Origin of the sequence: Streptomyces sp. NPDC058697 (assembly GCF_042715345.1) — a bacterium.
In the GTDB taxonomy this organism is placed as follows: domain Bacteria; phylum Actinomycetota; class Actinomycetes; order Streptomycetales; family Streptomycetaceae; genus Streptomyces; species Streptomyces liliifuscus.
The window spans coordinates 1-11,775 of the sequence record NZ_JBHXSU010000044.1 but is presented as its reverse complement, the minus strand read 5'-3'; the positions used below and the strand labels follow the sequence as shown (position 1 = coordinate 11,775).

The following is an 11,775-nucleotide window of genomic DNA, read 5'->3' as shown; positions in this document are numbered from 1 at the left end:
GTGGGCGCGGTGACGAACACGCCGGTACGGGTCCCCAAGATGGCCGAGCTGGTGGCGGCACAACTGCGCCGCAAGATCGTGCGCGGGGAGCTGACGGAGGGGGAGGCGCTGCCGGCCGAGACGGCGCTGATGGAGGAGTTCGCCGTCTCCAGACCGACACTGCGCGAGGCGTTCCGGGTGCTGGAGTCGGAGTCGCTGATCAGCGTGCGCAGGGGAGCCAGGGGCGGAGCGCGGGTACAGATCCCGGAGGGCACCGTGGCCGCCCGTTACGCCGGGGTGGTCCTCGAATACCGGGGCACGACCCTCAAGGACGTCTACGACGCCCGTACGGTCATCGAGGCGCCGTGCGCCGGGCTGCTCGCCGAGCGGCGCACGGACGAGGACCTGGAGCGACTGCGGGCCGCCGTCACCGAGGCCGAGGCCCTGATGGACGACCCGTCGGCCTTCATCCGCGCCCACATGGAGTTCCACGCCCTCGTCGTCGAACTCGCGGGCAACGAGACGCTGAGCGTCCTCAACGGCATGGTCCGGCACATCATCGACCAGGCGAACTGGTCCCACGTCGACCTCGACGCGGGCAGCCCCGAGAACGTACGGGCCAACCGCCGCGGCTTCCGCGCCCATGGGGCACTCGTCGAACTGGTGGCAGCGCGCCGGGCCGAGGCCGCCGAGGAGCTGTGGCGCGTCCACCTCCAGGAGGCCGAGGACTACCTGCTCCAGAGCAGGTCCATGACGACGGTCCTGGACCTGCTCGGCTGACGGACAGCAGCAGACGACTGACAGCGCGGCCGTCAACTGTCGTGCAGTTCCTGCACGATCGGCTCCCACACCTCGGCGTCGATCTCGTACGCGGTGTAGAAGGACACCCGGTCGACCAGCGACCCGTAGCGGCGGCGGATCTCGGCCGCCACGCGCTGGGGCTCCGCCACCACCGCGAAGGTGTGCAGCACGTCGTCGTCGACGAGCCCGCCCATCGCCTCCCACTTGTCGTCGCGGTCCGACTTCGACAACGCGTTGAGCTCGTCGCCGAGTTCGCCCCAGCCGTGCAGCTCCAGGACACCGCGGTAGGCGGGGGTGCTGCCGTAGAAGGCGATCTGGCGCCGGGTGCCGTCCACCGCGCGGGCCAGCTCCTCCTCGGTGCGCCCGGTCGCGGTCAGCAGCAGATGGGAGACGGAGAAGTCGCCGCGTGTACGGCCCGATTTGGCCAGCCCGGCCTCGACGGTCGGCAGGGTGACCTCCCGCAGATACCGCTCGGTGGTGAAGCCGTGCGCGAGCAGCCCGTCCGCCACCTCGCCCGCCACCCGGGTCATCGCCTCCCCGACTGCGGCCACGAAGACCTGGGGCGCCCCGCCGGTGGCGGGGGGAGGAGAGAAGAACGGGGACATCAGCGTGTGCGTGTAGAAGTCACCACGGAAATCGAGCTTCTCGCCCTCGTTCCAGGCGGCCCAGATGGCGCGCAGCGCGCTCACGTACTCCCGCATCCGGGCGGCGGGCCGGCTCCACGGCATGGCGAAACGCCGCTCGATGTGCGGCTTGATCTGGCTGCCGAGGCCGAGCACGAAGCGTCCGCCCGCGTAGCTCTGCAAGTCATGGGCGGTGTAAGCGAGTTGCATGGGTGAGCGGGCGAAGGCCACCGCGATGGCCGTACCGACCTCAAGTCGGTCGGTGTGCTCGGCCGCCAGCAGCAGCGGCAGGAAGGGGTCGTGCTTGGACTCCGAGGCCCACAGGCCGTCGTAACCGGCCTTCTCGTGGTGCCGGGCCTCCTCGACCACCTCGGCGGTGCGCCACACGTTGAGCTTCCCGTCGACCTTCATACCGCTCCTCCGACCGCGTTCGTGCTGCTGCTGTCCATGCCGATGCGCTGTGCGAGCAGTTCCCGGTGGTACGCCGGATCGCCGAACAGCAGTTGTGAGGTCTTGGCCCGCTTCAGATAGAGGTGGGCCGGGTGCTCCCAGGTGAAGCCGATGCCTCCGTGGACCTGGATGTTCTGCTCCGTCGCCTGCAGACAGGCGTCGGAGCAGAACGCCTTGGCCAGGCTTGCCACGGCGGGCAGTTCCGGGTCATCGTTCTCGGCCGCGAGCAGCGCGTAGTGCGCGGCGGCGCGGGCCGACTCCACCTCCAGCAGGACGTCCGCCAGGAGGTGCTTGACGGCCTGGAACGAGCCGATGGCCCGCCCGAACTGGTGCCGCACCTTGGCGTACTCCACCGCCATGTCGAGCGCGCGGGAGGCCACTCCGACCTGCTCGGCGGCCAGCGCCACCGCGGCCCGGTCGAGCACCTCCTTCACCAGGTCCCAGCCGTCGCCGCTGCTCGTACGGAGCCGGGTCGCCGGTACGTCGTGGTAGTCGAGGCGTGCCTGCCTGCGGGTGGGATCCATTGTGGGCAGGGGCTCACGGGTCAGTCCGGCCGCGTCGCCGTCCACCCAGAAGATCCCGATGCCTTCGCCGGTACGGGCCACGGTGAGGACGACATCGGCGGCGGCGCCGTCGAGCACGAACATCTTGTGCCCGGTCAGCAGCCAACTCCCCGCCGACTCACGCGCGGTGAGCCGGATGCCCTCGGCGTCCCAGCGGGTAGGGGCACCTCCCAGGCCGTCAGAGCCCGGGGGAGAGCCCTCGGTCAGGGCCAGCGTCCCGACCAGCTCACCGGAGGCCAGGCCCGGCAGCAGCCGCTTGCGGGCGTCCTCGTCGTCGCAGCGCAGCAGCGTGGTGGTCGCGAGCACGGCCGACGCGAGGAACGGCGCGCACAGCAGCGCCCGCCCCAACTCCTCCATCACCACGCCGACTTCGACCGGTCCGTACCCGGCACCGCCGTACTCCTCGGGGACGGCGAGCCCCTGGAGACCGAGCTCCGTTCCCATCCGGCGCCACAGTGCCCGGTCGAAGCCCTCCGGGGTCTCCATCAAGCGCCGCATCTCGGTCTCGGGGGAGGTGTCCGTGAGGAACGCCCGTACTGTGCGCCGCAGTTCCTCCTGCTCCTCGCTGAACGCGAAGTCCATGCCTTCAGCCCTTCTCGACGGCCCGGCGACGGCCGCGCGACGCGATGATTTTCTCCACGACGGCGATGTGATCCGGGTCGTGCATGGTGTCCCGCTCGGCGAGCAGGGCAGGTTCCAGGACGCCGGCCATGGCCTGCTCCAAATGCAGGTTCACCGCCCGCTTGGTCTCGCGCAGCGCCCGCGCGGGCAGGGCGGCCACTCGCATCGCCAGGTCCATGGCCTCGTCCAGCAGCTTGTCCTTCGGTACGACGCGGTTGGCGATGCCCAGTCGGACGGCGTCCTCGGCGCCGACCCGGTCGCCGAGGAACAGCAGTTCCTTCGCCCGGGTCAGACCGACCAGCAGCGGCAGGACGAGCGCCCCGCCGTCGCCCGCGACCAGCCCGACCTGGACGTGCGGGTCGGCGATGTAGGCGTCGTCGGCGATCAGCACCAGGTCGCTCAGCAGCGCCAGGCTGCAACCGAGGCCCACGGCGGGCCCGTTGACCGCCGCGATCACCGGCAGCGGGCAGCGGACCATGCCGGTGATGATCCGCCGGGCCTCGTCGACGTTCCGCTCCCGGAAGGCCGGGTCGCGCTGGACCCGGGTCATGATGTCGAAGTTGCCCCCGGCGCTGAACGCCCGCCCGCGACCGGTGAGTACGACCACTCGTGCCTCGGGGTCGTCGGCGAGTGTGTCCCACACCGACGCGAGACCGGAGTGCAGCTCCTCGCTCATCGCGTTGAGCTGTTCCGGCCGGTTCAGCTCGATCAGCCGGACCGGCCCGTGGGAGGTCACCACCAGATCCGCCGGATCAGTCATGTCCGCACCACCGCAATCCATCAATGAGTCAGTAGAGTGTAATGCTATAACTAATTAAGCTAACTGGGAACCGGTCGCGGAGCGGCGAGGCCGGCCGCAGGGTGACGAGGCTGACGGAGGACGCGAATGCCGGAACAGGAGTACGAGACCGTGCGGGCCGAGGTGGCGGACCGGATTCTCACCGTCACCCTCAACCGGCCGGAGAGGCTGAACGCCTTCAATCCGCAGATGATGCGCGACCTGCTGGACGTCCTGGACGCGGCCGACGCCGACGACGAGGTGCGTGTCGTGGTGGTGACCGGAGCCGGCCGGGGCTTCTGCGCAGGCGCCGACGTCAGCTCCGGAGGCTCGTCCTTCGACCACCGCAAGGCGGGCGCCTGGCACCGGGACACCGGCGGCCGGGTCGCGCTGCGGATCTACTCCAGCAACAAGCCGGTGATCGCGGCCGTCAACGGCCCGGCGGCGGGCGTCGGGGCCAGCATGACCCTGCCCATGGACATCCGGCTGGCGTCGACCTCCGCGAAGTTCGGTTTCGTCTTCGCGCGCCGCGGGATCGTGCCGGAGTCCGCCGCGAGCTGGTTCCTGCCGCGGGCCGTGGGGATGCAGCGGGCCATGGAGTGGGTGGCGACCGGCCGCGTCTTCGGCCCCGACGAGGCTCTGGAGGCCGGGCTTGTCCGCTCCGTCCACCCGCCGGAGGAGCTGCTGCCGGCCGCGTACGAACTCGCCCGTGAGATCGCCGAGAACACCTCGGCGATCTCGGTCGCCCTGTCGCGCCAGATGATGTGGCGGATGCTCGGCGAGTCCCACCCGATGGCCGCGCACCGCCTCGACTCGCGGATCATGAGCCAGATCGGCGGTGGCCCGGACCCGGTCGAGGGCGTCGAGTCGTTCCTCGCCAAGCGGCCGCCCGAGTTCCCCGGCCGGGTCAGCAAGGACATGCCGGCCGTCCACCCCTGGTGGCAGGAGGAGGAGTTCCGGCCCTTCGGGGAGTAGCCCCGACCTCGACGATCCCCGACCGGATCATGGCCGAAACGCCCCCCTGTCCCACGGCCCCGGGACGGTCACGAGATCATCGACACCGCCCTCGACAAGCTCGACAAGGGCCGAGTGATCGTCCGCCGGCGTCTTACGAATTGATGAGATCTGTCCGAAACATTGTCGTAGTTTCCCTGAAGTGTTAGCGTCCGCACGGCGTTCATTCAGTTGAATGCGTTAAACCATTACGCCCTGGACGGTGACCATGAGCGATGGTTTCCTGTACGAATCGTTCCGTGGTGTCGACTGGGGGGTCGCCACCGCGGACGCCATCGCGGCCCCGCCGCCGCCCCCGCCCGAGCGCGGCGGGCACTTCCGGCAGTGGACCGACGACGTCCGGGAACTGGTCGGTGTCACTCCCGACGCGCACCGGATGGTGGCCGGGTGGCCACGGCTGCAGCCCGACGGCCCCGGCGCCTGGGACCGGCAGGCCCTGGACCGCTGCGACCGCGCCCTCGACTCGCTGCTCGAACTCGGTCTACGGCCCGGCCTGACGCTGCTCGACCGGTCACTGCCGCCCTGGCTGGAGGCTTCCGGCGGCTGGCTCGCCCGCGACACCGCGGAACACTTCGCCGCCTATGCCGCCGAGCTGGGCCGCCGCTTCGGTGACCGCGTGACGCGCTGGATCACCTCCACCGACCTGGCCGGGCCCACCCTCGCGGACCATGTGGCCGGGATGTACACACCGGGCCGGGGAATTGGCCGCGCGGGCCTGCCCACGGTCCACCACATCCTGCTGGCCAATGGACTCGCGACCCAGGCACTCAGGGCGGCCGGTGCCGGCGGCCGCATCGGCACCACGGTCACCCTCGTCGGCGGCTACCCGGCCACCGACGACCCCTTCGACCGACTCGCCCTGGAACGCCTGGAGAGCTGGACCAACCGCCTCTTCCTGGACCCCATGCTGCTCGGCGAGCACATGGTGACCGAGGACGATGTCTCACCGGTCGAGGCCACCGGCTGCGTACACCTCGGAGACCTGGAGATCATCGCCACCGCCCAGGACATGTTGGGCCTCTCCTGGCACACGCCCTTCCGCGTCACCGCACCGGAGAACCTGCCCCACGTACTGCCGGCCGACAAGTGCCAGGGCACCCTCAACGAGGTGAACCGCCTGCTCGTCGGCCTCGGGTTCGCGATCACCCCGTTCGACGACGTGGAGACGACGGCGTACGGCTGGCCCCTCATCCCCGAGGCGCTCGCCGACGCCGTCGCGGACCTCCACGACCTGTACGGGGAGCTGCTGCCCCCGCTGTCCGTCATCGACAACGGCATGGGCGATCTGGACCTGGTCGACGGGACGGGGCACAGCGACGACACCCGGCGCCGGTCACTGCTGCGCGCCCGGCTCTCCTGGCTGGGCCGGGTGATCGCACGCGGTGTGCCCGTCTGCGGCTACGAGTACTGGTCGGTGCTCGACAACCTGGAGGCGAAGTTCCGCTACACCCGCCTCTACGCGATGGCGGTCCCGGACCACGAGCCCCCGCCGCGTCCGCCGATGCCCTCGGACTGGGTGCGTGGAGGGGCGTTCGCGAGCCCGGCCCCGTCCGGTGCCGCGACCGGTCTGACGCTGGTGCCGACCGGGCCCCGGGCTCAGAGCGTCGGAGCCCCGTAGTCCCTGCCCCGGATCAGCCGTACCGGGGTGTAGACGAGCACGTCCTCGTCCCGCTGATTGCGTACGGTGATCCGGCTGGTCACCACGCCCCGGCCGGGCTTGCTGGAGGGGCGGGAGTCCGTGGTCTCCACGACCGCGTACAGCGTGTCGCCGACGTACACCGGCCCCTGCACCGTCAGCTCCATGTGCAGGAAGGCGAGGCCCGTGCCGTGCAGCACGTTCGTCTGCAGTACGAGTCCCTCGGCGATGCAGTACGTCAGCGCCCCCGGGACCAGCCGGCCCGTGTAGCCGCCGTCCGCGGCGTGCGAGGCGTCCCAGAAGAGCGGCTCGTTGAAGCCGCCCCAGGTGATGAAGTTGACCAAGTCCGTCTCGGTCACGGTGCGGCGGGCGGTCCGGAAGATCTGGCCCTTCGGCATCTCCTCGTACGTCATCCCCTCGACCAGCGCAGGGATCTCGGTGGCGGTGTACTCCGATGTCATGGCGGGCTCCTCATGTACTCGTGGGCGTTCGCAGGCGTCTGTGGGTGTCCGTCGGTCAGAGGTCGATCGGGTGCTTGTCCGCCACGCCCTCGAAGTCCGGGGCACGCTTCTCGCGATGGGCGGCCAGCCCTTCGACGACCTCGTGCCCGCCGAACCCGAAGAACTCCAGGCCCAGTGAGGCCTCGAAGATCGGCTGGGCGGTGCGGTACCAGTGGTTGAGGGACCGCTTGGTCCAGCTGATGGCACTGGCGGGCCCGGCGGCCAGGGCGGTCGCCACCCGCAGACCCTCCGCGTGTACGTCCTCGTCGTCGACGCACTTCGACACGAGGCCGATGCGCTCGGCCTCCTCGCCGGTGAGCGTCTCGCAGGTCAGCAGGTAGTACTTGGCCTTGGCCATACCGCACAGCAGCGGCCAGCAGATGGCGGCGTGGTCACCGGCCGCGACCCCGAGCCGCGTGTGCCCGTCCACGATCTTCGCCCTGCGCCCGGCGATGGAGATGTCCGCCAGCATGCCGACGACCAGCCCGGCGCCGACCGCCGGCCCGTGAATGGCGGAGACCACCGGCTTGGAGCAGTTGATCACCCCGTACACCATGTCCCGCGCCTCACGCATGACCCGGGCACGCACCGCGTACTCCTCGGTCAGGGCATCGATGGAATCGAAGGTCCCGCCGGCCGAGAACGCCTTGCCCGCTCCCTGGACCAGCACCGCGCGCGTCTGCTCGTCCCGGTCGACGACCGCCCAGACATCGGCGAGCTCACCGTGCATCCGAGGGTCCACGGCGTTGAGGTTCGGGGCGTCGAGCACGATACGGAGCACGCCGGACGCGGGCCGCTCGAACGTCAGGCTCGTGAACTGGTCGTAGAGATCGGTCACGTCGCGCTCCTGGTGTATTCAGTGCGGATACTATAATTATCTAACTGTATCGAGGGGTGGGCTAGCAAGCGGGCGGCAACCGCTTCGCACCGAGGACGGGAAGCGCGGCATGGATCTCACCTTCAGCGAGGAACAGGACGAACTGCGCAAGGTCGTACGGTCGTTCCTCACCAGGCACGCCACGGAGGCCGACGTGCGCCGCCTGGCCGCGGACCCGAGCGGATACGACCCGGTCGTCTGGCGGCGGATGGCCACGGAGATCGGCCTGCAGGGACTGGCCGTGCCGGAGAAGTACGGCGGCTCGGGCTTCGGCTACGTCGACCTCGGAGTCGTCTTCGAGGAGGCCGGCCGCGCGCTGCTGTGCGCGCCGTACTTCGCCACCGTCGCCCTGGCCGCCGAGACGCTGCTGCGCTGCGACGACGAGGCCGCTCGTGGCGAGCTCCTCCCGGGTATCGCGTCAGGCGAGACCGTCGCCACGCTCGCGCTCACCGAGGAGAACGGCCGGTGGGACGAGTCGGGGATCCGGTTCACCGCCCATGAGGGGGCGGGCGGTTGGCGGCTGACCGGCGTGAAGATGTACGTCCTCGACGGACACCTCGCCGACCTGCTCCTGGTCGCTGCCCGCACCCCCTCCGGCGTCAGCCTGTTCGCCGTCGAGGCCGAAGCGCCGGGCCTCTCCCGCACGCCCCTCCCGACACTCGACCAGACACGCAAGCAGGCCCGGGTGGAGTTCGCGAACACTCCCGCCCGCCTGCTGGGCCCCGAGGGCGCCGCCTGGCCGGCCCTCGAACGCACCCTCGCCGCGGCCTCCGTACTGCTGGCCGCCGAGCAGGTCGGGGGAGCGGCCGCCGCGCTGGACGCCGCCGTGGAGTACGCCAAGATCCGCGAGCAGTACGGACGGCCGATCGGCTCGTTCCAGGGGATCAAGCACAAGTGCGCCGACATGCTCGTGGAGATCGAGTCCGCCCGCTCGGCCGCGTACGGCGGACTGTGGGCGCTGGACGCGGGCGACGAGGCGGAGATCGCGATCTCGGCGGCCCTCGCCCAGGCGTTCTGCTCGGAGGCCTTCACGAAGGTCGCAGGCGACAACATCCAGGTCCACGGCGGCATCGGCTTCACCTGGGAACACCCCGCGCACCTGTACCTCAAGCGGGCCAAGAGCTCCGAGGTGCTGCTCGGTACGCCGTCGTACCACCGGGAGCGGCTCGCCGCCCGGCTCGGCATCTGATCATCGGCAAAGGAGCTGGCATGGAGCTGGACTTCGGGCCCGCGGTACGCGACTTCCGCGACGAGCTGCGGGACTGGCTGGCCGAACACCTCGTGGGGGAGTTCGCCGAGCACCGGGGCGTGGGCGGCCCCACCGACGGGGCGGCCTGGGAGGTCCGCCTCGCCTGGGACCGCGAGCTGGCGGCCGGGAACTGGCTGGGGGTCGGCTGGCCGCAGGAGTACGGCGGACGAGGACTCGGGCTCCTTGAGGAGATCGTCTTCGAGTACGAGTACGCCCGCGCGAACGCCCCCTACCGGGCCACCGTCAACGCCCTCGACCTCCTCGGACCGATGCTCCTCGCGATGGGCAGCGAGGCACAGAAGAAGCGCTTCCTGCCGCCGATCCTCGCCGTCGAGGAACTCTGGGGCCAGGGCTTCAGCGAACCGGGCGCCGGTTCCGATCTGGCCTCCGTACGCACGAGGGCCGAGCGCGCCGACGGGGGCACGCGGGCCGAGCGCGCCGACGAGGGCACCTCCTTCGGGGGCACCTCCCGCCCGACCGGAGTCGAGAGCGGGGGCGAGTGGGTGGTCAACGGGCAGAAGGTGTGGACCTCCTTCGGCATCCACGCCGACTGGCTCTACGTCCTCACCCGCACCGACCCCGACTCCCGGCGGCACAAGGGACTGACGATGCTGCTGGTCCCCGCCGACCAGCCGGGGGTGGACATCCGGCCCATCCGCAACCTCGCGGGCCAGGACGAGTTCGCCGAGGTCTTCTTTTCCAACGCGCGCACCGACGCCGACATGGTCGTGGGCGAGGTCGGCCAGGGCTGGCGCACCGCGATGGCCACCCTCGGCATCGAACGCGGCACCACCCTGCTGCCCCAGCAGCTCACCTTCGAGCGAGAGGCCGAGGCGCTGATCGGCCTGGCCCGTGAGCGGGGCGCGCTCGACGACCCGATGCTGCGTCGGCGGATCGTAGACGCCTGGATCTCCGTACGCATCATGCGCACCACGAACCTGCGGACCATCGCCGAACTGACCGCGGGCCGCACACCGGGACCGCAGGCCACCACGGCCAAGCTGTACGCCTCGACCCGGCACCAGCAACTCGGCCATCTGGCCATGGAGTTGGCGGGGCCCGCCGGGCAGATCGTGGGCGAGGACTACGGCCTGGACACCCGGCAGCGCTCCTTCCTGCTGTCACTCGCGGAGACGATCTACGGCGGGTCGAGCGAGATCCAGCGCAACATCATCGGGGAACAGGTCCTCGGCCTGCCGAAGGAGCCCCGGCCATGAGCGACGCAGTGGGTCGGCAACTGCATGCCACGGGACGGTCCTTGGAGGACCGCATCGACCGCATCGAGTCGCACCTCGTCATTCAGCAACTGCCCGTCCGCTACGCGCTCGCCGTGGACGCCCGCGACCTCGACGCCTGGGCCGGCTGCTTCCGGCCGGACGTGGAGATGGGGCGGCACGGCCGGGGCCGGGAAGCCCTGCTGGCTTACATCGAGCCTCTCGTCCGCGGTTTCCGCCGGTCGGTGCACCAGATATGCGGCCACCGCATCGAGTTCACCGACCGCGACACGGCGACCGGTTCCGTCTACTGCCGTGCCGAGCACGAGGTGGGCGACCGGTGGATCGTGATGGCGATCCGCTACCGGGACGACTACGCGCGCGTGGACGGCGAGTGGTACTTCTCGCGCCGCCGTGAGCAGCACTGGTACGCGGCCGATGTGACCGAGCGTCCCCAGGCGGTGGGTTTCAACGGCTGGGAGGGGTCCGGAGAACCGGCGCTCCCTGACGCCTTTCCCTCATGGGCGCCCTTCTGGAAGGACATGTGATGCAGCGAGGCACACGGCTGGCCGCGAAGACGGCTCTGGTCACCGGCGGAGGGCAGGGGGTCGGTCGCGGCATCGCGCTCGCGCTGGCCGCCGAGGGGGCGGCCGTGGTGATCACCGGCCGTACCGAGAGCAAGCTCAAGGACACCGCCGGGGAGATCGCCGAGCGTGGGGGGCGGGCGTACACCGTCGTCGGGGACGTGGGCGAACGTGCCGACGTCGACCGCATGGTGGCCGAGACGGTACGGGAGTTCGGCGGGCTGGACGTGCTCGTCAACAACGCGCAGTCCTCGGTCCAGCGGCGGCTGGAGAAGACGTCGTACGAGGATGTCGAACTCACTTACCGCAGCGGGCCGTTGGCGGTGTTCCATGCCATGCAGGCGGCGCTGCCCCATCTCAGGGAGAGCCGCGGCAGCGTCGTCAATCTCGGCTCCTCGGCTGCCGTGCAGGGTGAGGTGACCTTCGCGGCGTACGCGATGGCCAAGGAGGCGATCCGTGGGCTGACCCGGGTTGCTGCGCGTGAGTGGGGTGCGTACGGGATCCGGGTGAACGTCGTCTGTCCCGCCGCGCTCAGTCCGGCGGCGGAGGAGTACCTGGCCGCGCATCCGCAGAAGGCGGCCGAGCTTGCCCGCGAGATTCCGTTGGGCCGGCTGGGGGCTCCGGAGGCGGACATCGGCCGCGCGGTGGCCGCACTCGTCAGCGATGACATGGCGTATCTGACGGGGGCGACGCTGATGCTGGAGGGGGGTCGGACGCTGATCGGGTGACCGGTGCGTCCGGCGGGGCCGAGTTTTTCGCCCCCGCCGCCCCTACCCATTCCCGTCCTTCTGGGGCTCCGCCCCAGGCCCCGTGGGGTGGGTTTTTCGGGTGCGGGCCGGTGGGGGCTGGTCGCGCAGTTCCCCGCGCCCCTAAAGACCTAGGGGCG

Annotated in this window: 12 protein-coding genes; 7 read left to right on the top strand and 5 right to left on the bottom strand. The window is 70.7% G+C overall.

Going from position 1 to position 11,775, the window contains the following annotated elements; all coding sequences use genetic code 11:
* Nucleotides 1–9 precede the first annotated feature (9 nt).
* Nucleotides 10–759: a FadR/GntR family transcriptional regulator gene (locus ACFWXQ_RS45440; RefSeq protein ID WP_234048055.1), complete on the top strand. Its 750-nt coding sequence runs from the start codon at nt 10–12 to the stop codon at nt 757–759.
* 32 nt (nt 760–791) lie between these two features.
* Here the strand turns inward: ACFWXQ_RS45440 and ACFWXQ_RS45435 are convergent, their stop codons facing one another.
* The 3 genes from ACFWXQ_RS45435 to ACFWXQ_RS45425 are packed head-to-tail and all read right to left on the bottom strand — an operon-like array spanning nt 792 to nt 3,797.
* Nucleotides 792–1,814: an LLM class F420-dependent oxidoreductase gene (locus tag ACFWXQ_RS45435; RefSeq protein WP_383948537.1), complete on the bottom strand. Its 1,023-nt coding sequence runs from the start codon at nt 1,812–1,814 to the stop codon at nt 792–794.
* Nucleotides 1,811–2,998: an acyl-CoA dehydrogenase family protein gene (locus ACFWXQ_RS45430; protein WP_383948534.1), complete on the bottom strand. Its 1,188-nt coding sequence runs from the start codon at nt 2,996–2,998 to the stop codon at nt 1,811–1,813. The genes ACFWXQ_RS45435 and ACFWXQ_RS45430 overlap by 4 nt, the downstream gene beginning before the upstream one ends.
* A gap of 4 nt (nt 2,999–3,002) precedes the next feature.
* Nucleotides 3,003–3,797: an enoyl-CoA hydratase/isomerase family protein gene (locus tag ACFWXQ_RS45425; RefSeq protein WP_383948531.1), complete on the bottom strand. Its 795-nt coding sequence runs from the start codon at nt 3,795–3,797 to the stop codon at nt 3,003–3,005.
* Nucleotides 3,798–3,923: 126 nt separating this feature from the next.
* Here ACFWXQ_RS45425 and ACFWXQ_RS45420 point away from each other — a divergent pair, with 126 nt between their 5' ends.
* Both ACFWXQ_RS45420 and ACFWXQ_RS45415 read left to right on the top strand, forming a co-directional pair.
* The gene (locus ACFWXQ_RS45420; protein WP_383948528.1) at nt 3,924–4,790 is read left to right on the top strand and encodes a crotonase/enoyl-CoA hydratase family protein; all 867 of its coding nucleotides are present in this window, start codon (nt 3,924–3,926) and stop codon (nt 4,788–4,790) included.
* Nucleotides 4,791–5,037: 247 nt separating this feature from the next.
* Nucleotides 5,038–6,447, top strand: a complete 1,410-nt coding sequence (locus ACFWXQ_RS45415) for a family 1 glycosylhydrolase (protein ID WP_383948524.1) — start codon at nt 5,038–5,040, stop codon at nt 6,445–6,447.
* Here ACFWXQ_RS45415 and ACFWXQ_RS45410 read toward each other — a convergent pair.
* Both ACFWXQ_RS45410 and ACFWXQ_RS45405 read right to left on the bottom strand, forming a co-directional pair.
* Nucleotides 6,426–6,926: a MaoC/PaaZ C-terminal domain-containing protein gene (locus tag ACFWXQ_RS45410; protein WP_200393868.1), complete on the bottom strand. Its 501-nt coding sequence runs from the start codon at nt 6,924–6,926 to the stop codon at nt 6,426–6,428. The two genes, ACFWXQ_RS45415 and ACFWXQ_RS45410, sit on opposite strands and share 22 nt — an antisense overlap.
* 55 nt (nt 6,927–6,981) lie before the next feature.
* Nucleotides 6,982–7,803: an enoyl-CoA hydratase/isomerase family protein gene (locus ACFWXQ_RS45405; protein WP_359724392.1), complete on the bottom strand. Its 822-nt coding sequence runs from the start codon at nt 7,801–7,803 to the stop codon at nt 6,982–6,984.
* 109 nt (nt 7,804–7,912) lie between these two features.
* Here ACFWXQ_RS45405 and ACFWXQ_RS45400 point away from each other — a divergent pair, with 109 nt between their 5' ends.
* Genes ACFWXQ_RS45400 through ACFWXQ_RS45385 form a run of 4 tightly spaced genes read left to right on the top strand, consistent with a single transcriptional unit; the run spans nt 7,913 to nt 11,617 of the window.
* Nucleotides 7,913–9,031 (top strand): acyl-CoA dehydrogenase family protein, encoded by a 1,119-nt coding sequence (locus ACFWXQ_RS45400; protein WP_383948521.1) that lies wholly within the window; start codon nt 7,913–7,915, stop codon nt 9,029–9,031.
* Nucleotides 9,032–9,051: 20 nt separating this feature from the next.
* On the top strand, nt 9,052–10,308 hold the full coding sequence (locus ACFWXQ_RS45395; RefSeq protein WP_383948518.1) for an acyl-CoA dehydrogenase family protein: 1,257 nt from the start codon (nt 9,052–9,054) through the stop codon (nt 10,306–10,308).
* Nucleotides 10,305–10,853 carry a nuclear transport factor 2 family protein gene (locus tag ACFWXQ_RS45390; protein ID WP_383948515.1) on the top strand — a complete coding sequence of 183 codons (549 nt, stop codon included), beginning with the start codon at nt 10,305–10,307 and terminating at the stop codon, nt 10,851–10,853. Before ACFWXQ_RS45395 ends, ACFWXQ_RS45390 begins: the two co-directional genes overlap by 4 nt.
* Nucleotides 10,853–11,617: an SDR family NAD(P)-dependent oxidoreductase gene (locus ACFWXQ_RS45385; RefSeq protein WP_383948512.1), complete on the top strand. Its 765-nt coding sequence runs from the start codon at nt 10,853–10,855 to the stop codon at nt 11,615–11,617. Before ACFWXQ_RS45390 ends, ACFWXQ_RS45385 begins: the two co-directional genes overlap by 1 nt.
* Nucleotides 11,618–11,775: the final 158 nt, after the last annotated feature.